The sequence below is a fragment of the Paludibaculum fermentans genome (genome assembly GCF_015277775.1).
Classification (GTDB): Bacteria; Acidobacteriota; Terriglobia; order Bryobacterales; family Bryobacteraceae; genus Paludibaculum; species Paludibaculum fermentans.
In genome coordinates this window covers 7,759,685-7,779,557 of the sequence record NZ_CP063849.1, presented here as the reverse complement: position 1 = coordinate 7,779,557, position 19,873 = coordinate 7,759,685, and the positions used below count along the sequence as shown (strand labels likewise).

The 19,873-nt window shown below is 63.4% G+C and carries 19 protein-coding genes; 2 read left to right on the top strand and 17 right to left on the bottom strand.

All coding sequences use genetic code 11. The annotated features are described in order from the left end of the window. Positions 1-36: 36 nt before the first annotated feature. Positions 37-744: a hypothetical protein gene (locus IRI77_RS30855; RefSeq protein ID WP_194448799.1), complete on the bottom strand. Its 708-nt coding sequence runs from the start codon at positions 742-744 to the stop codon at positions 37-39. 451 nt (positions 745-1,195) lie between these two features. Here IRI77_RS30855 and IRI77_RS30850 point away from each other — a divergent pair, with 451 nt between their 5' ends. Next, entirely contained in the window at positions 1,196-1,552 is a 357-nt protein-coding gene (locus IRI77_RS30850; RefSeq protein WP_194448798.1) for a nuclear transport factor 2 family protein, read from the top strand. Between the two features lie 822 nt (positions 1,553-2,374). Here the strand turns inward: IRI77_RS30850 and IRI77_RS30845 are convergent. From IRI77_RS30845 to IRI77_RS30775, 15 genes are all read right to left on the bottom strand, one after another. Beyond that, complete coding sequence (locus IRI77_RS30845) at positions 2,375-2,818, bottom strand: cytochrome c3 family protein (RefSeq protein WP_194448797.1); 444 nt, start codon at positions 2,816-2,818, stop codon at positions 2,375-2,377. Positions 2,819-2,847: 29 nt separating this feature from the next. After that, complete coding sequence (locus IRI77_RS30840; RefSeq protein ID WP_194448796.1) at positions 2,848-4,065, bottom strand: PQQ-dependent sugar dehydrogenase; 1,218 nt, start codon at positions 4,063-4,065, stop codon at positions 2,848-2,850. 409 nt (positions 4,066-4,474) lie between these two features. Then, positions 4,475-4,954, bottom strand: a complete 480-nt coding sequence (locus IRI77_RS30835) for a hypothetical protein (protein ID WP_194448795.1) — start codon at positions 4,952-4,954, stop codon at positions 4,475-4,477. A 93-nt stretch (positions 4,955-5,047) separates the two neighbouring features. Then, positions 5,048-5,587, bottom strand: coding sequence for an NADPH-dependent FMN reductase (locus IRI77_RS30830; RefSeq protein WP_194448794.1), 540 nt, complete (start codon positions 5,585-5,587; stop codon positions 5,048-5,050). Positions 5,588-5,754: 167 nt separating this feature from the next. Then, positions 5,755-6,753, bottom strand: coding sequence for an alpha/beta fold hydrolase (locus IRI77_RS30825; RefSeq protein ID WP_194448793.1), 999 nt, complete (start codon positions 6,751-6,753; stop codon positions 5,755-5,757). Between the two features lie 24 nt (positions 6,754-6,777). Then, complete coding sequence (locus IRI77_RS30820; RefSeq protein WP_194448792.1) at positions 6,778-7,335, bottom strand: carboxymuconolactone decarboxylase family protein; 558 nt, start codon at positions 7,333-7,335, stop codon at positions 6,778-6,780. Positions 7,336-7,649: 314 nt separating this feature from the next. After that, complete coding sequence (locus IRI77_RS30815; RefSeq protein ID WP_194448791.1) at positions 7,650-8,573, bottom strand: serine hydrolase; 924 nt, start codon at positions 8,571-8,573, stop codon at positions 7,650-7,652. After that, positions 8,570-8,908 carry a dimethylsulfonioproprionate lyase family protein gene (locus IRI77_RS30810; protein WP_194448790.1) on the bottom strand — a complete coding sequence of 113 codons (339 nt, stop codon included), beginning with the start codon at positions 8,906-8,908 and terminating at the stop codon, positions 8,570-8,572. The genes IRI77_RS30815 and IRI77_RS30810 overlap by 4 nt, the downstream gene beginning before the upstream one ends. Positions 8,909-8,948: 40 nt before the next feature. Beyond that, positions 8,949-10,034 (bottom strand): hypothetical protein, encoded by a 1,086-nt coding sequence (locus IRI77_RS30805; RefSeq protein WP_228486406.1) that lies wholly within the window; start codon positions 10,032-10,034, stop codon positions 8,949-8,951. 22 nt (positions 10,035-10,056) lie between these two features. Beyond that, on the bottom strand, positions 10,057-10,803 hold the full coding sequence (gene bshB1, locus IRI77_RS30800) for a bacillithiol biosynthesis deacetylase BshB1 (protein WP_194448789.1): 747 nt from the start codon (positions 10,801-10,803) through the stop codon (positions 10,057-10,059). Continuing rightward, positions 10,804-11,469, bottom strand: coding sequence for a rhomboid family intramembrane serine protease (locus IRI77_RS30795; protein WP_194448788.1), 666 nt, complete (start codon positions 11,467-11,469; stop codon positions 10,804-10,806). Positions 11,470-11,473: 4 nt separating this feature from the next. After that, a complete protein-coding gene (locus IRI77_RS30790; protein ID WP_194448787.1) occupies positions 11,474-12,427 on the bottom strand; it encodes a carbohydrate kinase family protein in 954 nt (317 codons plus the stop codon). Beyond that, on the bottom strand, positions 12,424-14,391 hold the full coding sequence (locus tag IRI77_RS30785; protein WP_194448786.1) for an alpha/beta hydrolase fold domain-containing protein: 1,968 nt from the start codon (positions 14,389-14,391) through the stop codon (positions 12,424-12,426). Before IRI77_RS30785 ends, IRI77_RS30790 begins: the two co-directional genes overlap by 4 nt. Positions 14,392-14,416: 25 nt before the next feature. Then, positions 14,417-14,998 carry a class I SAM-dependent methyltransferase gene (locus tag IRI77_RS30780; RefSeq protein ID WP_194448785.1) on the bottom strand — a complete coding sequence of 194 codons (582 nt, stop codon included), beginning with the start codon at positions 14,996-14,998 and terminating at the stop codon, positions 14,417-14,419. Then, complete coding sequence (locus IRI77_RS30775) at positions 14,979-16,106, bottom strand: acetyltransferase (RefSeq protein WP_194448784.1); 1,128 nt, start codon at positions 16,104-16,106, stop codon at positions 14,979-14,981. The genes IRI77_RS30780 and IRI77_RS30775 overlap by 20 nt, the downstream gene beginning before the upstream one ends. A 316-nt stretch (positions 16,107-16,422) precedes the next feature. Here IRI77_RS30775 and IRI77_RS30770 point away from each other — a divergent pair, with 316 nt between their 5' ends. Continuing rightward, the gene (locus IRI77_RS30770) at positions 16,423-16,905 is read left to right on the top strand and encodes a single-stranded DNA-binding protein (RefSeq protein WP_194448783.1); all 483 of its coding nucleotides are present in this window, start codon (positions 16,423-16,425) and stop codon (positions 16,903-16,905) included. Between the two features lie 130 nt (positions 16,906-17,035). On the opposite strand, the gene IRI77_RS30765 is transcribed toward IRI77_RS30770, so the two are convergent. Next, positions 17,036-19,438, bottom strand: a complete 2,403-nt coding sequence (locus tag IRI77_RS30765; protein WP_194448782.1) for an ABC transporter permease — start codon at positions 19,436-19,438, stop codon at positions 17,036-17,038. Positions 19,439-19,873 lie beyond the last annotated feature (435 nt).

The window sequence follows — 19,873 nt, the reverse complement described above, 5'->3', positions numbered from 1 at the left end:
TCGTTGACGCGCGGCGGCTTTGCCAGGACGCGATGATTAGAGGCCCGAAAATTTGTAGTTCAGATTGGGCAGTCCGTCTTCGCGGATCGGGTTGGTTTCGTTTCGCGGAATGCGGAGCGACTGGAGGTCGGCGATCTGGTCCTGGTTGTCGGGATGATTGGTGTCGATGCCAGTGGTGAGGTGTTCGAGGGCGCGGCGAGGCCGGCCATAGCCTTCGTAGAAGAAGAGCTCATCGGTGTTGCTGGTCAGACGGGTGACTTCGGCCAGGGGAACGTTTTCGCGGACGGCTTTGACGACGTCGGGGTGTTGTTGGGCGAGGGCGGCGCGTTCGGTTTGGAGCTTGCTGAGTTCCTTGATGGCGCGGTAAAGGCCGCGCTCGAGGTCGCGGCGATAGCGGGCATAGCGTTCCAGTTGGCCGTCGTGGGCGTTGGTTTCGGCCAATGGGTCCGTTTCGGCAAGGATCAGGCACTCGAAGGATTCGATGCGGCGCAGGTTCCAGGTGTGGGTGAGGATGCGGTGAAAGATCTCCTCCTCGATGCAGTTCGCTGGCCGGGTGTCGAGGCGGAGGGACGCCTCGAGTGCCGTGAAGGCGGCGCGGTCTTCGGGCGTGATGGTGAGGTGCTGGGCGGTGAAGCCGTGGCTGCGGGCGTTCTGGGATGAGCGGGCTTTGCCCTCGATGGTGACGGGTCCGGTGGACTTCCTGGCGTTAGCCTGGTTGGCGTTGATCTGAGCTGCGGTAGCCATGATGCGAATCTCCTTGTAAATAAAAATGGCCGGCGTGGGTGCCGGCGCGATTCCAGAGTAAGGGGTGCGTCAAGAGAAAAAGGACCGTTTTTGAGAGGGTCGTGTTGAAAATAAACAGAAAAAAGAGTTACGGATGCGGTGATGACGAAACCTCAATGTGAGAATTGAGGGGAGAAGTGGGGTCAGGGCAGTAGGATTTGCGCGGCGCAGGGCTTCGTCTGGAAGATCAGGACTGGACTTCCCAGAACGCGAGAATACCCGGCACACGCCTCACAACGCTCACCGCAAGACTCAAGGCAAGTGGTTCGCCAATGATCTCCTGTGGGCCGCCTGCATTCCCTGCTGGATGCCGGTTCATCCCGGCGCCCGGACCACCTGACGTCGCGTTTGCCGGGCTGAGGGGGGCGCTGTAGAATCGCAGAATGTACCTCGAACCCACCGGAGCCGGGCAATGACGCGCGAGGACGCCTGGGCCTTGGCGAACGACTGGGTGGCGGCCTGGAACGCCCACGATCTGGAGCGGATCCTGGCGCACTACGACGACGCCGTGGTGCTGACTTCTCCGGTAGCTGCCCAATTGCTGGGCACGCCCGACGGCAAGGTGGTGGGCCGGGCCAACCTGCGAGCTTACTTCCAGCGAGGACTGGAAGCCTACCCGGCGCTCCACTTTCAGCTTGAGGACGTGCTGTGGGGCATTCAGAGTGTGGTGCTGTACTACACGAACCAGAAGGGAACGCGCACCGGTGAACTGATGGAGCTCAACGCGGACGGGAGAGTGGCGCGGGTGGTAGCCCACTACAACGCTTAGGCGCGGGGGCTCTGGGGGTCCAGCAGGTCCGAGACGCGGGCGTGCGGTGAGTCGATCAGAGGGACGCATTGGAGATCGAACGGTGAGGCGCGCTTCGCCTGGAATCGGGGGCGTCCCGGCCTGTCTCATTTGCCTCTTTCTGCAGCGATGTAGTATCGCAATATCCAGAGCTCCACTTTCCGAAGTCCTGCAAGACCTGGGCGATTCACGCAGTCGGTGCCGTTCTCAGCACCTGAAGTCCCGACGCTCGTGCAACTGCTCGAAGCTCTCCTTGGCAAACCTGGCGGGCCTTTCGTTGCTGTCGAGAATGGGTGCCTTTGCGGCGGTTTGCAGAGCGACACGCCCGACGTGCCGTTTGCCACGCGGGTCATGTTGGGCAGTGACCCAGCGGGCGAATGGCTGCGAATCGCAGAGTGACGCAACGGGAGGTTGTCGCGGCCGCCCTGATGCAAGGGCGCCTGGGCCAAGGCAGGGCATTCTGTGCGGATTATGGCGGCGGCCCTGCGCGGCCATGGTGAGTCCCATCGACATTCATGCCGCCTGGCATCAGGACAGTCGAGACCTGATTTCGATTCCGGGGAGGACGAGGTGCGAGCCTATGTCATTGATACTGTGCCATTTCCGGCGTGGACAGGATCAAGTGACGAACAGATGGCCCTCGTCTCAACTGGTGGGCGGGGAGGATTTCTGTCTTCGACAAGCCCCGGTATCGCATGAAGAACTCGCCAAGCACGGCCGGCCAATTTATCCGTTCGCGCATCCAGTGGAAGACTGCAGAGTGCTCCGCTCCGAGCCACGCTCGAATGAAGAGGAGCTTGCTCCCTACTGCCGCTCCTCGTGGCAGGCCGTGCAGTCCTGGCGGGCCTTCTTCTCGGTGTGGCACGCTATGCAGGAACGCATGTCGTGCGTCACTTCCTTCTTGATCACGTCGCGCTGGGGCACAGGGCCGTGGCAGGTTTCGCAGGTGGTTCCGGCGGTCGTGTGCACGCGGTGGCTGAAGTAGACATAGGTCGGGAGCCGGTAGACACGGACCCAGGGGAGGGGTTCCTTTGCCTTGGCCGCGGCGGCCAACTTCTGAATGTCCGGACTGCCGGTCTTCACCGTCCGGTGGCAACTCATGCAGAACGATTCGGCCGGAAAGCCCATCGCCTCGCCGGGGTCGGCGTTTTTGTGGCAGTTGTTGCACTTCAGCCCCAACGCCAAGTGCGTCTTGTGACTATATGCAATGGGCTGCTGCTGGCCGTAGAGTCCCACGGCCAGCAGCAAGAGGCCAACAACTTTCCAGGGCGACCGGATCACTTGGGTGTCACGTGAATCAGCGCACCGGGATTGGCGTCTTCCAGCATCCACAGCGAACCATCGGGCGCCTGCTCCACATCGCGGATGCGTTTGCCTACTTCCCAGCGCTCGGCGGTCTTGGCTCCGCCCTTGCCGTCAAAGAGGATGCGCGTGATCGACATCGTCGCCAGGCCGCTGACGAAGCCGCTGCCGTCCCACTGTGGGAAGGTCTGCTTGCCGTGGTAGAACATCAGGTTGCCGGGCGCGATCACCGGCACCCAGTAGAGCACGGGCTTCGCCAAGTCGGGCCGGGTGTCGGGATTCGGAATCGGCACCTCGTCGTAGTTCTTGCCGTAGGAGACGAGGGGCCAGCCGTAGTTCTTGCCCTTCTCGATCAGGTTCAGTTCGTCGCCGCCGCGGGGGCCATGTTCGACCTCCCACAATTCACCGGTGGGCGAGAAGGCGAGGCCGTAGGGGGCGCGGAAGCCGCTGGCCCAGGTTTCGGCCGGCGTCTGGTTGGGTCCGGGGAAGGTGTAGGCGCTGACCGGCTGCGCGGTCTTGGCCAGTTCGGTGTTACGCGGCGGATCGATCAACGGGATGGTCGCTGCGCCGGTCTTGCCGAAGTTAGGGTTGCCCGGGGCTGGCTTGCCATCCAGCGTCAGGCGCAGGATCTTTCCGACGGGCTGGTTCGGGTCCTGTGCCGGCGTCATGCGCTGGCGGTCGCCCACCGTCATGTAGATGTACTGACCATCGGCGGAGAAGGCGATCTGGCCACCCGCCTGGCCGCCCTTGCCGCGAGGCATCTGGCGCCAGATCACTTCGAAGTTCTCGAGGCGGGGGACGCGTCCCAGATTCAACTTGGCGCGGGCCAGCGCCTGGCCTCCGCCGTAATCACCCGGCTCGATGTAGGTGATGTAGATGCGCTGGTCGGCGGCGTAAGTCGGCGAGACGAAGACGCCCAGCATGCCGTTTTGGCCCTGCCAATAGACGGGCGGCGTCCCGCTGAGGGCCGCGATCTTTTCGCCCTGGGCGGAGACCAGCCAGATGGGCCCGATCTTTTCGGTGACCAGCATGCGGCCGTCCGGCAGGAAGGCTATGCGCCAAGGCAGTTCAAAGTTGGCCGTGGTGGTCAGCTTGAACGGCAGGGTGGGTTCGGGCTTCTGTTCGCCCACATTGACCTGGGCCCAAGCCGAGATGGCCGAGGTCAGAAGCAGTGCCGCTCTCGCCAGTTTCATCGTCATTGTCTTCGCTTCCCTTTCAAAGATGTGGTTCGGCAGGCCGGCCACTGTTCCGGACCCGGGGTTGACACTGCCTTTGCCGGCGCCACGGGCCGCCATCCGAAGTGACCCGCCCGGAGCAGGAGTGCGGATCAGCGGCTCACCCGGTGCGATCGTGAGGCGAACGGATCAAGGCACACTCGCTAGTTAACAAGCTGGAGACATGTGTACAAGACACTGTCGAGCGTACACTTCGGTTCAGATTAGCAGCTTCGGGGCTCATTTTGCAGTCGTGAGGATTTGGCCGTTTCCTGGAGGCTCAACGCGCACAAGGAGATGGAAGCCCTTTTACTCTGATGCGGGGCAGCGTCTCGCGGCGCTGTAAACTCATCCGAGCGGGCGGCGCCGAGTCTCGCCGAGGCGGCTCCTACTCGTTGTTCTCGCTGCTCGCTTTGCTCTCCTTTGATTTCGCTTCGATCAAGCGTTTCGTGAGGAGAACCAGCCCCAGGAGTTGGGTCCACTCCGACACGATGTTGCCGACTACCTGGCCCCACTTCCCTTCGGAATCCATCTTCAGGTAGAGGGCGGTCCAGCCCACGCCGGTGAGCCCGAGAAAGATGGACAGCGAATGATCCCGAAGCGTCTCGAGGACACGGCCGCGGAAGCGGCGGTCCGGCTGTTTGCTCTCGGCGGACCCGACCTCGTAGAAGTACTTCGTCGCAATTACGGTCACTACCACACCGGTCCAGTCGGCTATGGCGTTCCCGAAGTACGAACCGCGATGTGTCTTGGGGTCGTTGATGAGATACAGGACGAACCACAGAAGGAGAATCGCGATCGCGGTGAGGCTGAGTCCGTGTTGTTTGAGGAATCCAGCCTTGGGGCGGGGCCCGCTTCTCGTAGTCATACCGTCCAGTGTCCCATCGGGTGGAAGCCAGAAAAGACCAGGAGAACAGGATGAGAATGAGATGCCGTGGCGGGTTCCGGCCGCTGTTTCCTGTTACCGTGCGTCCTTCGACGCCCGGATGGCCGCCGCGAAGGACTCGAGGGCCGAGCGCAACTGGGCGGACAGCCCGGGATTCGCCACGATCTCGTCCGCAGAGAACGGCTTGCTGGAAGGGTTCAAGGTGATGGAGGCTTCCGGCACCACCTTCGCGGACATGACCGTGAGCGTTTCCAGCAGCGAAGCCTGGGCATAGGTCCCGCGGGGTGAAGCATTGAAGAGGGTAACCGGCTTGCCCACAAACTCGGTGCCGCCCACTACCCAATCCAGTGCGTTCTTCAGGGAACCGGGCACTCCGTGGGCGTATTCGGGCACGGAGAACACAACGCCATCGCAATTCCTCAGACTGGACCGCCAAGCGGTGACGGCCGGCTCCACATTCTCGCCGTCGTGATCAGGATTGAAGTGGGGCAAGGCGCCGAGCCCCTCGTAGACGAGCATGTCGATCCCGGTGGGACACAGCGTGACCGCCGCCCGGAGCAACTCCTTGTTCGAGGAGTTGGCGCGGAGGCTGCCTGATACCGCAAGGATTCTCATGGGGTGGACACTCATTTGTAAATCCTGACTTCACAGTGCCGGCTGCCGGCAAGGGCCTCGCCGGACCGGTTCCTCTATTGGATGCGCATATACTCGCAGGATTCGCGAACTTCCGATCACGCCGCCGGGATCCTGGACCGGATCCCGGCGATTTCGCATAAGTCACCTTAGCGCATGCCGTTGTGCATCGCCTTGTCCCTGGCTTTGTCCATGCCCTGGCTCATCTTGCCTTGCAGGCCGGCGACCTTCTCGTTGTAGAAGCGGGTCATTCCTCCGGCAATCTCGTTCAGGGAGTCCTCCACCGCAAAGTGGCCGGAGGCCAAGCGGTGCATCTCGGCGGCGGGCAGATCCTTGAGAAAGGCCTCGCCGCCCTCTGGCGTGAAGAAGATATCGTTCTGTCCCCAGAAGATGATTGTTTTGGGTTGATGCTCCCTCAGGAACGCCTGCCATTTGGGATAGAGTTCGACGTTCTTGCGGTAGTCGTAGAAGAGGTCCAACTGCACCCGGCGGGCATTCGGGCGTTGCAGGAAGGCGGAGTCCGACTCCCAGTTATCCGGGCTGATGAGTTCCGGGTTCTTCGCGCCGAACAGATAGATGCCTTTGATCGCGTCATGTTCCAGGAAGGCGGCCAAAGGCTTCTCGGTCTGCGGGCTGCGGTCTTTCCACAAGGCGCCCCGGAATCCATCCCAGGCCTTGGTGAAGCCGATCTCGTAGGCGTTGGTGTTCTGGATGATCAGCCAGTCGAGAGCTTCCGGGTGGCGCGTCACGATGCGGAACCCGACCGGTCCGCCGTAGTCCTGCACGAAGAGCCCGTAGTGATCGAAGCCGCGGTCCTTGAGAAACATTTCCACCACTTCGGACAGCTTGTCGAACGAGTACGCATAGACCGCGGGATCCGGCATATCGCTGTTGCCAAAACCTGGATAGTCGGGCGCTATGACGTGGAAGCGAGCCGCCAGCGCGGGGATCAGGTCACGGTACTGATGCGACGAGGCGGGAAAGCCGTGCAGCAGGACCAATTTGGGGCTGTCCGGATCACCGGCCTCGCGGTAAGCGATGGTGAGTCCATCCACTTTGGCCGTCTTATAGCTGGTGGGGACGCCCGCCGAGGCGGAGGCGAGGAGGGCGAGGCCGCCGAGAATCGAGGTCAGAATCCTGGTGTTCATCGTGTTGTCTCCTGGGGCATTCCGCTAGGCGGACTGGTGGCCGGCCATGGCTACGGGCACGAGCGGGAAATCCACTTCCGTGCGGGCTACATGATTGAAGTAGTTGGTGAAGATGTTGATGGCGACGTTGGCGACCACTTCCGTGATCTCGGCGTCGGTGTAGCCGGCCTGCCGGACACTGGCAAGTGCGGCGTCCGACACTTCGCCGCGCTGCACGACGATGGCCTGGGCGAACCGTAGTCCGGCGTCGCGCCTGGCGTCGGCGGCATGCGCGTCGCGGCTGGCCGCAATCTCTTCCGGAGTCAAGCCGACCATCCCGCCGATGGCGGAGTGCGCCGAAAGGCAGTACTCGCAGGAGTTCGCCTGGGCGACGGCAATGGCGATCTGCTCGCGGAACTTCGCATTCAGGACGCCGGTGGCGAGCGCAGCCCCGAAGTGCAGGTAGCCTTCGAGGGCGGAGGGCGACGTGGCGAGCGTCTTCATCAGATTGGGTGTAATGCCCAATTTGGCCTGGACGCCATCGAGAAGTTGTTTCGCCTTGCCCGTGGCATCGGCGTGATTGATTGCTGTGATCCGCTGCATGGTCTGTGTAAGCTCCGTTTCCTTGGTGTCATCGTCGTGACACCTCATAGAGTGCAAGCTGGGGGCCACGGCAGTGTCGCCGTAAACCTCTGAAAACAATCACCTACTCATTGAGAGCAAAGCATGAGTTTTCATGATTTGCGACTTCTCACAAATGGCTTCCTGATTTCTCGGGACGCAGCTCGCCATGAATCCGAGGCCAGGGCGCGCGACTTTGGCGGCAGGGCGATGAGGTGGGGCGGAAGCTCTAAGAGGATTGAGGTCCGCCGCACAGGGGGCTGGAGGGGCAGTTCGGGTTGCGGCCGGGGTTGGCGCTACTGCGGGGTGGTGAAGAAACGATAGACGGCCCGGGCGGCCTCAGCCAGGGTCTTTTCGCGAGCGGCTTCGTCCTGCGGCGAGAGCTTCAGGAAGACGCTGAGCAGGATGTGGCCCTGGTCTCCGGGCAGGACGATGCCGCCGGCGTCGCTGGTGCAGAGATTCAGTTTGTCCTTCGTGCCTCCGGTGCCGGGGAGGTGCCACACCTGCACGTCCGCGGGGAGCAGGGCCTTGAGGCGGTTTGGACACTGGCTGGCCTCCGTCATCCAGGTGAGCAGGAGCTCGGACGGCTTCGGTTTGAGAAGCTGGCGGCGGTGCACCATGGTGAGCAGCGCTGTGTAGGCCTCCGGCGTGGCGGAGTCGCGCGGATCCATGGCCAACGCCACGGGTCCGCGTTTGTCGAAATCGTCACGGGTTTCCTTGGCGGTGCGATCGATGCGGATGCCGTCTTTCACCAGACGTTCCAGGGTGGTTTTGAGGGGCGGTGTTCCGCCTGAGAGAGAGAGCAGGAAGGCCGCGGCGGTGGCGTCGTTTTCCGCAATGGCATAGCGCAGGAGCTGGCCAATAGTGAGAACGGCGCCTTCGGGATAACGTTCGCGGATGGGGCTGTGGCCGGGGACGTAATTCTCGGGTTCCACCTTGACCATTTTGCGGAAGGGGAGGAGCCCGGCCTCCATCAGGCCAATGACGCGCAGGGCGACGGGCAGGTGGTAGAGCTCGGCCAGGGGGAAGCGGTCCGTAGCGCGCCAGCCGATGCGCAGGTTCGTTTCGGGGCAGATGGCGGCGAGTCCGAGTTGGCCGCCGGACTCCTGCTCGATGCGCGTGAGCTCGGCCGCGAGGGCTTTGGTGGCCGGGGTCTGGACATCGGCATCCTGGCCGAAAGCCGCGGCGGCGAGCAGCAGGAGCAGGGCCAGGCGCATCATTTGCGGGTGGGCGGCGGGCTGAAGACGACCAGGACGACAAGCGGGTCGACGCCGGTGTTGCGGATTCCGTGGAGCACACCGGCGGGCGCGAGGATGAGGTCGCCCGCGGCGACGGCCGAAAGTTCTTCGCCGAGTTGAACTTCCCCAGCGCCGTCAAGGACCACGTACATCTTGTCCTGGTCGGCGTGGGTGTGGGCCTGGTGCTGCTGGCCGGGGAGCAGGCAGTTCAGCCCGGCGTACAAGTGGTCGGCCGCAGCCAGCGAGACCTTGCCCATTTTTTCCGGTGAGAACTGGGCCTGGCCGGCAGCGGCACGGACGATGGTTCCTTGGGGCATTCTCTTTTATGATGCGCCAGGGACGGGCCCGGGTACCAGCTCAGACCCGCGACCCGGTCATTTCGGCCACGAGTTGGAAGAAGGCCTTCTTGCGGTCGGTGTTGATGCCCCAGTTCACGGGCGGGCACTGGAAGCCGTCCTTGTAGTTGCTTTCGCCAGGGTCGAAGTAGCCCCACGAGGCTCCGGCGGCGACCGCGGCGGCGAAGTTGTTCTCGGCTTTGTCGAAGTCGAAGTGGTCGTCCTCATTGAAGAGGATGGGCATGGGACGATAGCCGTCCACCTGGCGGGTCTGCTCCACCATCTGCGTAATGCGTTTGGGATCGCTGACGCCGTTGCCGTGCAGGAGGAGGAAGTCGGACTCCCTGACGACGTTGGCATGGGGGATGGCGCCGCCGTTGAAGCTGGCGCTGACGTAGTTGCGCTGGCCGCCGGTGTTGATCGATTTGGCGAGGGCGATGAGTTCGTGGATGCGCGGAGCCTGGATGAGCGGCTGCTGGTAGCCTTTGCCGTCGCACTCGTTGGCAATCTCGACCATGACGTGCCAGTGGCGGCCGTTCTGGAGGAAGAGCAGCGTTTCGCGGACGGCCTTGCGGACGGCATCGTCGTTGGCGAGGTATTCGTCCTGGCCGAAGTAGAAGATGCCGAGGATCACACCCATGTGCCAGAGCTTGGCCTTGTCGAGGATGAGCTGCAGCCGCTTCATGTAGGCAGGCTTGAGGGAGCCGTCGAGGGCGATGGCGCTGTTGCGCCACGGCTGTTCCTTGGAGTAGCCCTGGGGACTGCCGCCCTGGAGGTTGAGGGTGATGGCGCGCAGACCGTGTTTGCGCCAGGACGACAGGCTGTCGAGGAACTCCTGGGTGTTGCGGTTGGGGTCCCACTTGCCGGTGTCGGGGTAAGCCCAACGGGCGACGGTTTGCGGGTTCTCGTCGTCGTAGATGCCCTGGACCATGCGCGAGTTCAGCAACAGGCCCTCAATGGGGTGGCCCTTCCAGACGCAGCCGGCGTAGGTGGGCTGGTCGTTGAAGTGGAACTTTTCGCCTTTGATCTGGATGACGGGGTCGGGCACCTTGCGGATGGGTACCTGGGCGGCTAAGGCCGCCGATAGAAATTCTCGCCGGGATGGCATGGACACGCGCTCCTGAAAGTGATCAGAACGATCGTACGCCCATGGTGACCATGTCATCCACCTTCATGGTTTCCTTGACGACATAGGGCTCGCCGTATTTGGCGCCGATCAGGTTGCCGTAGTAGCGGGCGATGGACCGCAGGCGGTCGTGAATCTCGGCCTTTTTGGGGAAGAGGCCGGCGCCTTCGGCGGTTTCGCCGTACTGGGATTCGTAGGCGAAGAGGGATTCCATGCGGCGCTCGAAGTAGGGCGTGATGTCCACGACGAAGGACGGATTCACGGTGGCGTAGCTGGAGGCGTAGACGACTTTGAAGGGGCGGTGCGGTTCGGCGAGGTCGTCCATTTTGCGGATGCCGGAGAGGAAGGCGGCCTCGAAGCCGAGGATGGAGGCGACGTAGTGATCGGGGTGGCGGGCTTCCCAATAAGGGAGGATGAGCACCTTGGGTTTGAGGCGGCGGATGACGCCCATGAGGGTCATGCGCAGGGGGATGCTGTTCTCGAGGCGGGCGTCGGGCATCTGGAGGTTTTCGCGGAAGCCGAGGCGCAGGATGGTTGCGGCTTTGCGGGCCTCTTCCATGCGGAGTTCGGGCGTACCGCGGGTGCCCATGTCGCCGGCGGTGAGGTCGAGGGCTCCGGTGACGTAGCCCATCTCGGCCATTTTGAGCAGGGCGCCGCCGCAGGTCTGTTCGATGTCATCGGGATGGGCGGCGAGGGCCAGCACGTCGAGGGCGGGCGCGTCGTCAAGGTCGAGTAAGGGTGGATAAAACATTTACCAGAGCAGGTCGCGACGCTGGCGGTAGAGGTCGCGTGTTTTGAAGAGGTGGATGAGGGCCATGCCCGCGATGAAGCCGCCGATGTGGGCGAAGAAGGCGGTGCCGCCGCTGCGCGACTGGATATCGGAGATGGAGCCGAAGCCGCTGAAGAACTGGAGGGCAAACCAATAGAGCAGCACGGCGTAGGCAGGCAGATCAAAGGAGAAGATGATGATGAACCAGCCCACCATGGTGATGCGGGCGTGAGGGAACTTCATCATATAGGCGCCCATGATGCCGGCTATGGCGCCGCTGGCCCCGATCATGGGCACGCGCGAATCGGGATTGATGAGGTACTGGCCCATGGCGGCGGCAACGCCGCAGAGCAGGTAGAAGACGAGAAAATTGCCGCGGCCGAGGATGTCCTCGATGTTGTCGCCAAAGACCCAGAGGAAGAGCATGTTGCCCAGCAGGTGCATCCAGCCGCTGTGCAGGAACATGGACGTGAAGAGGGTGAACCAGTGGAAGTGCTCCGGGACGAAGCCGAAGGCGGCAATGAGGTCGTTGCGGGTGAACGGGTCGAAGGAGAGCTCGAACAGAAACGCGAGCGCGTTGAGGCCGATGATGAGGGTGGTCATCACCGGCTTCGAGAAACTGCGCTGCGAATCGTGAATCGGGATCATGCGCTCAGGTCCGGTAGGCTTTGAACTCGGACTTGGTGCGGCGCTCTCCGCGGGCGATGAGGGCGCGGGCCTCGGATTCCGGCGAGATGCCGCCGCGAGCGCCCATGGCGGTACAGTTCAAAGCAGCCATTGCGTTGGCAAATTCGAGGGCTTCGCCAATTTCGAAGCCTTTCACCACAGAGTAGCAGAAGGCTCCGTGGAAGACGTCCCCGGCGCCGGTGGTGTCGAGGCAGTTCACCACGAAGGCGGGGGAGTAGACGAAGCGGCCGCCGACGCGGGCCAGGGCTCCGTGGGCTCCGAGCGTCATGGCGGCGACCTTCATGCCGTAAGTGTCCTGCAGCAGGATGAGGGCCTTCATGGGGTCGGCTTCGCCGGTCCAGCGTTCCGGGAATTCGCTGGAGGTGATGAGGTAGTCGACGTTGGGCAGGACGTGTTCGAAGCCCTTGTAGATGGTGTCGACGTCGACTGTGACGGGGATGCCGTGCTGGCGCGCGATGCGGGCAGCGTGGGCGACGGCGGGGGTATCGTGTCCGTCGATGTGGAGCAGGCGGGCGCAGGTGATCTGCTCCGGGGTGATCTCCTCGGGATCGATCTTGAGACAGTCGGAGCGGCTCCAGAAGACGGTGCGCTCTCCGGTGGTCTGATCGATGAGGATGTAAGCGGACTGGTTTGGGCAGTTGGTGCGGCGCTGGACGTGGTCCAGGTTGACGCCGGAGCCCTGGAGGCTCTGCCACTGGATGTCGCCGCGCTGATCATCGCCGATGGTGCCGATGTATTTGGTGCGGAGACCCAGCGCGGAGCAGCACACCATTGCGCTGGCCACCTGGCCGCCGGGGCTGAGCACCTCAGTGAGGAAGGGCACTTTGCCGCCGTAGGAGGGGAAGTGCGGGATGACGAGCATGGTGTCGGTGGCGTTGAGGCCGACGCCGACTACGTCAAACTCGGCCGTGGCGCTCATTGCAGGCCTCCCATGAACTCTTTCATGGTTTGCGCCAAAGCATCCGTGGGTTTGGTGATGTTTGTCATTTCGGTAATGTGGCTTTCGCCGGGAATATAGACCAGTTGCGACCGGAGACCGGCCGATTTCAGGGCTTTGTCGAACTCGATCGCCTGCTGGGGCAAGGTGGCGTAGTCCCACTGGCAATAGGTGACCAGGAAGGGCGGGAGGCCGGCCTGGATCTGTTTGACCGGGGAAGCGCCTTTCAGAAGTTCGGCATCACCGACGAAGGCGTTGGACGAGGCGGAGCCTTCCAGGCCGGTGACGTCATAGACACCGCTGAGGGCGAGCACGCCGAGGATGCTCTTCGCATCCAGATTGTGGGGGGCCAGGTATTTGGGGTTGGTCGCCAGCAGCGCCACCAGGTGGCCGCCGGCGGAGTGGCCGGCCGCGAGGATCTTCGCGGGATCGCCACCATGGGCTGCGACGTTTTTCACGGTCCAGGCGAAGGCGGCGGCAATGTCCTCAATGTGAGTGGGGTGCTTGTATTTGGGCGAGAGGCGGTAGCTGGGGACGACGACGACGTAGCCGGCCTTGGCGAAGAGATTGCCGAAGAAGGGGTACTGTTTGCGATCGCCGGATTTCCAGGCGCCGCCGTGGACAAAGAAGAGGACGGGCGCATTGGCGGGCAGGTCGCTCTTCTTATAGATGTCGAGTTGGAGCTTGGCGGCGTCCTCGGGCGCTCCGGTAGTGTACTGGATGTCCTTCTCAACGATGACACCCGCATCGAGGGCCATGCCGGGCAGGCCGATCTTGGTGGAGTCGGGCTTATCGGCGCGGATCGCATTGGTGTAGATCCAGGGGCGCTGTTCGCCGTCGACCTCCAGCCAGGCTTCGGCGCGGTAGGAGCCGCGGCCGGGCACGGTGAATGATACCTGAGTGCCCTGCTGCTCGGAGACCACCTTCCCGTCCTGGAAGAACTTCCAGTTGGCGGGAATGGGGGAGCGGGCGGTGAGGCGGGTGGTGCTGGCGAGCGGGACGGTGTCGCCCATCTCAAAGAGGCCCAGGTTGTTGGCGGCGGTGAAGGAGAAGCCGGCGGGGTCGCAGAGCCAGTCGTGCGAAACGTAGGCGCGGCCGGCGCGTAGGGAGTCGATCACGGACGCTTCGGAGAGTTCCCTCGCCAGGATGTGAGTGACCGTGTTGCGGAAGGCGACGGGGTAGGGATCGAGGACGAGCTTGCCGCCCGCGAATACTTGATTCTGGTGGGCGTCGTTGGCGGCGATGCCGGTGAAGGGGCGGGTGGCGCTGATGCTGTCCCAGCGGGCGAAGATCTCGGGCCAGTAGTCGCAGCCGGAGGCGAAGGCCTCGTCGGGGTACTGGCGGAAGAGGGCGGACAGTTCCTGCACCTTGGCGGGCACGGCGAGGGCTGCTTTCAGGTAGGCGATGAAGTCGGTGTCGTCCTCGGCGTCGGCGTGGCGGTTGTAGATCTCCATGCCGTCCCAGCCGTCGGGCGAGGCAGTGAGTTCGCCTTCGGGGTGGGAGTGGAACCGGACTCCGGGAGCGGGCGTGGGATAGACGAGTTCGTGCTTGCCGCCGTTTTCAGCTCCGGCCAGGAACAGGACACCGTCGCGGAGGCCGCGCCAGGTATCGGGTTTGGGTCCGTTGTGGTCGCTGAACATCACGACGCGGATGCCGGTCTGTTTCGCGGCAGCCAGCACTTCGGCGCGCTTCCCAAGAGTGTGGGGCGCATCCTCGGCATGGACGTGGAGGACGGCGGGGAAATCCTGATAGACACCGACGGGCGGGCCGGGCTTGCGAGCCGCGGCGAATTGCGTGCGGGCGGCGTGGACGGCAGCCAGACGCTCAGGAGCGAGGCGCTCCACCGTGGTGTACTTGCGGCCGGGCTTGAGTGCGGCCTGGCCGCTGAGGGCGCTGCCGGAAAATCCTCCTACGAGAAGGAGCAGCAGCGCGGAACGAAAGCTCATGAATGGAGGATAGCGCGAGCGGCGGTCACTTCTGTGGGAGGTCGTACAGATAGATGGTGTAGGGGTGGCGGTGCACCTCTACTTTTTCCACCTTCGAGGGCTTCCAGCCCTTGATTTTGAACTCCAGGGAAACGACTCGGGACCCGGGCCTGAGCTCCTTTTCGAGCTTGGGGCGCAGTTGTTCGTTGGCATCGGTCATGAGGTAAAGCGAGACGACGTTGGCGGAGGCCACATCGACGCTCATCATGTCACCCTCGATGACTTTGACCTGATCCTGCAGCCCCTGGGAATCAGCGGACTGCTGGACCTTTCTCACGAGCGTGGGCGAGAGTTCGACGCCGACCGCCTTGGCTCCGAAGGTGCGGGCGGCGGAGAAGAGAATGCGGCCATCCCCGCAGCCGAGGTCGAAGAGGGTCTCGCCGTTCTTCAGCCGGGCGAGCTCCAGCATCTTTTCGACGATGGGCTGGGGGGAAGTGACGTACGGAGCCAACTTCTTGGGCTCCATGGCCTTAGGCGGCAACTGCAGGGCGAACGCCGACTGCACTGCCAACGCGGCCAGGACAACGGGCCAAACCCGTTTCCACGATTTAATGTAAAGCTGCCTCATTGAGACCCCTGGACGACGACGCGGTATGAGCACTCTTCCCTGCTTTGAATTTTACTATCTTCCCCACCATTTCAGTGACCGCGAACCAGAGGTCGCGCGGACGGCTGATGGTGAATTCCGTACCCTTGAAATACCTGATGGCCTGGCCGATGCTGTCGCGCCAGGGCGTCAGATGCGGATACAGGTTGTAGTTCATGTAGAACACGGGGTAAGCCGGATCCACGACTTTCAAGGTGTCGGCGGGGACGTTTTCGGCCAGCATCACTTTGGGGCCAGCAAAAATCAGGGCATCCGGGGATGACCCTTCATTCTTGAACTCAGTCCGGATGAGATCGCCCAGAAACTCGGTTTCGCTGTTTTTTTGCTGCAGCTTCGCCAGGTTGACCCGGCCCAGTTGCAGACCTTTCAACGCCTCGCCGATGGCAGGGAAGTCGATGTGATCGGTCGAGTCCTGACGGTACAGCACTCGCTGTTCCTGTAAATTGAAGGCGACAATCGAAAACTTGGCGATATGCGGATCGCGCTGGATGCTGCGCAAAATCGATACCAGAGCAGTGGTATCGGCCGGCTGGAGCGTGGAAGCGGTAGAGTTCTGGGGCGCAAAGTTGACCAGCACCTTGACCGAAACAAGAGCTTCGGCGCCCGAGCGGTCGACAGGCGGTTCATCGAGGAACTCTTCCTTGTCGCTGGCCGCTATCTCATTGGCGGCCATGCTCATGGAGAGGGCCTTGTCCTTGACCGGCAGAGCGGCCTCGGACTCCCAGAAACTGGCGCACACGCGTTCCGAACGGTCGCGCATCAGCCAGTCGACCTGGTATTTCCCTTCTCCGATGTCGAAGGTTCCCTGCAAGTAAGCGTCCCCTTTGGCGTCCGCATCCACGGACGGCACCCGAATCTTCTGTGAGAAGTACACGGGCTCTTCCTTCTTCTCGTTGGACGTGACACGGAAGAGGATGGTTAACAGGTTTTCCGAGCCGGAGAGTTCCTTCAGTGGAACGGAGATATCGAAGCCTGAATGGAACTTCAGGTCGAAACCGAGAACCGGTTTCGCGGGGGTCACGATGCAGGGGAGATCCTTGCGCGTCTCGCGTGCTTCCAGCACCGCCATGTCGCTGCCGACCAGGCTTGGTCCGCCGTTGGCTCCCTTCATCACTGCCTGCGCGTGCAGACCGGAAGGCAACCACAGAAAGACTCCTATCGCCCCAAGGGCGAGCCGTGTTCGACAGCCACTTTGCGTAATGCGCATGGCCCCGCCGTCCCCTATTAGATTCTAAGCCCGAAAGACCACCGGCACGCCCGGGCGGCAGGTCCCGCGAACCATAAGATATAGATCGAATGATGACGCGTTTGGCTTCAGAGTTCAACCGCTCAATTCTCTTCGCCACAGCGGATTAGGCGGTTTTGTTGTGGTACCCTGCGTGAGTATGGCTAGCCGCAGTGTAAATAAGGTGATTCTGATTGGCCATCTGGGCAAGGACGCGGAGACCCGCTTCACCACGAGTGGAGTGTCGATGTCGCGTTTCACCCTGGCTACGAACCGCCGGGTGAAAGACAATCAGACGGGTGAATGGAAAGACGAGACCGACTGGCATAACGTGGTGGCGTGGCGCCAGGAGAACTTGGCACAGTACCTGACCAAGGGCAAACAGATCTACGTGGAAGGCCGCCTGCAGACGCGGAGCTACGAGGATAAGGACGGGGTCAAGAAGTACTCGACGGAAGTCGTGGCGGAAGAGATCTTCCTGCTGGGCGGCCGTGGAGAAGGGCCCAGCGGCGGCGATTCCTGGAGCGACGCTCCGGCGCAACGCGGACCGGTTTCCCAGCCGAGGCCGCGCACCGCTCCGGCGGCTGCACCCGCCAGCGAGCCGGATTTCGGCGGCATCTCGGACGACGACGTTCCGTTCTAAACCGCGCCACGGCGCACAGTCACAGAAGAGATCCTGAGCGGGTAATGCGCCCGCCCGGGATCTTTTCTTTTGCGATGGGCAGCCCCGCCCTAAGCACTTGACCTGGCTCGATATACGTGCGGCCCCGAGGCTAGTCCGTGCGGAGCGCGGCCATGGGATCGAGCCGCGACGCGCGGCGTGCCGGCCAGTAGCCCGCCATGACCACCGCGGCCAGGGCGACCGCGGCCACGGCGATCAGGGTGAGCGGATCGCTGGGCTTGACCCCGAACAGCAGGGACGCGAGGTAGCGGGTCAAGGCCGAGGCGGCCGCCCACCCGATGGCGAGACCCAGCACGGCGGTGGCAAGGGCCTCCCCCAGAATCATCCTGAGTAGATCCTGCCCGCTGGCGCCAACCGCCAGCCGCACTCCAAACTCGCGGGTGCGCTGCGCCACCCGATAGGACATCACCCCGAAGATCCCGCTGGCGGCGAGGGCCAGCCCGATGACGGCGAAGATGGTCATCAGGGTGGTGTCAAAGCGCTGCGGGGCGATGAACTCGGCGAGATTCTCGTCGAGCAGGCTGACAGCGACGAGCGGCTGATCCTTGTCCACCGACGCGACGGCGCGCTGGAGGGCGGGCAGCAGGTGCTCCGGGTTGCCGGCCGTGCGGACGACCAGGGCTCCCGGCTGGATCGTGGTCGAGCGAAACTGCTGATAAGGCACGTACATCTCCAGCATGCCTTCCCGCAGCGGGCCGATGTGGCGGGTATCCTTCACGATGCCGACGATCGTCAGCCACGGCAGGCTGTTGTCTTTGCTGGCGGCGCGGATCTGCTTCCCAAGAGGATTCTCGCCAGGGAAGAGTTGCCGGAACAGTTTCTCGTTCACGAGAACCACGGGCGCCGAGCCTTCCGTGTCGTTGGGGGCGAAGTTGCGTCCGCGCGCCAGGGAGATGCCGAGGGTCGAAAGGTAGGCGGCATCCGAACAGCGGATGGCAATGTCGAGGCGCTCGCCGGGCTCCTCAGTGCGTCCAAACACCTCAAGCGTGCCTCCGGCGGAGCCGCGCATGGGGATGCCTTTGGTGACCGTCGCCGCCAGCACGCCGGGCGTCGCGCGGACGCGTTCCAGGACATCGGTGAGGAATCCGGCGTACTGCCTGGGACTGGAATAGTGCGAGGGCGGCAGGGCGAAGTTCGCAGAGAGGACATGTTCTGTGCGGAAACCGAGGTCTACGGCCAGGATCGCCTGGAAGCTGCGGAGCAGCAGTCCGGCTCCGATGAGCAGCACGAAGGCGAGGGCGATCTCGGCGGCGATCTGGGCGTTGCCGAGAATCCGGCGGCCGCGGCTGCTGATGGATTCGCGCAGGCTGGCGCGCGACAGGGTGAAAGCCGGGGCCAGGCCGAAGAGGAGTCCGGTGACGACGGAGACCGCGGCGCTGAAGGCGAGGACGCGCCAGTCGAGGCGGGCTTCGTTGAGCCGCGGCAGGACGTTGTGAGCGAGAGCGACCATGGCGTCGAGGCTCCAGTAGGCCAGCAACAGTCCGCCCAGGCCCCCGAGAAGAGCCAACAGAAGCGATTGGGCCAAAAGGTGAGCGATGAGCCGGGCGCGGCCGGCGCCCAGGGCGGCCCGGATGGCGATCTCACGGCGCTGTCCGGCGGCCCGGGCGGTGAGCAGGGTCGCCACATTGAGGCAGGCAATGAGCAGCAGGAACCCGACCGCGCCCATCAGGGAGAAGAGCGCCTTGTTGGGTTTCCCGGAGACCTGGTCCTTGAGGGGGAGTAGCTGAATGCCCCAGCCTTTCATGGCGGGGATGGCGTCGGCGGTTTGCCGGGCTTCGGCGTCGAGCACCTGCTGCGCCGCCCCGGGGGTCCTGCCCGGCGCCAGACGGGCGATGACCATGAGGGAGTGTTCGGTACGGCTGGTGGCGCGCGCGGCATCGAGCCGCAGCGGCATCCAGACATCCACGCGGTCACTGACCGAGACCGGCGGCAGGAATCCATCGGGCATGACGCCCACGACACGGCAAGGCTGCCCGTCTGAAAACACAGACTTGCCGATCACCGCCGGATCGCCGCCCAGCCAATTCCGCCAGAATCGGCTGCTGACCAGGACCGGGCAGGATCCTCCCTGCTCCTCTTCCGGCAGAAACGCCCGGCCGAGCATAGGCTGGATGCCCAGGGCGTTGAGGTAGCCCCCGCCGATGCGCTGCACCTGGACGCGTTCCGGCCAGGGTCCGCCGGTGAGGGTGACGACGTCCCAACCCCAGGCGCCCACGGCGTCGAACAGGGAGGAATTCGCGCGCCAGCCGAGGTAGGCAGCAGGGGAGGCGCTGGTGACCGGATTCTTCGATTTCCCCTGGGGCGCCGTTTCGGAGATGGTCATCAGGCGATCGGGCTGCGGGTAAGGCAGCGGGCGCAGGTAGACCGTATTGATGAAACTGAAGATGGCGGTATTGGCGCCGATGCCGAGGGTGAGGGTCAGAATGGCGGCGAGGGTGAATCGGGGATTGCGCCGGAGGGCTCGCAGGGCATAGGTCCAGTCGTTGAGATGCACAGGAAGCCTCCCAGAGGGCAGTGCTGGTCATGCGGCGGCCAGGATGGACTCAGTGTAATACGGGATCTGCGATTACGGGAGCAGGTCTGGCCCCGTCAATCGAATCCCAATCGTCAACGATGCGTGCGTCCATGCGAAGCTCCTCCAGAGATGGGCCATTCTGGCGGATGAACACCTGAGATTTTGTCCCAGACCATTGACGTGGTGAAACCGCCTGACTCCTCGGCGAGGAGCGCAGAGCTGGAAGAGAGTACGCCCGGGGTCAGTTCGCCCACGGTTGATGCCCGGCAAGGAAACTCCAACGCCAGCATCGGGTCCACCGCAGGAGCACCCGGCCCCTCACCGCCGGAAGCAGGGCAAGAGCATCCAAACTTCTTTACCCCAGGTAGATGCGTAAACCGAGGAACGCAGCCAGGGCGAGCCCCAAAGCCACGA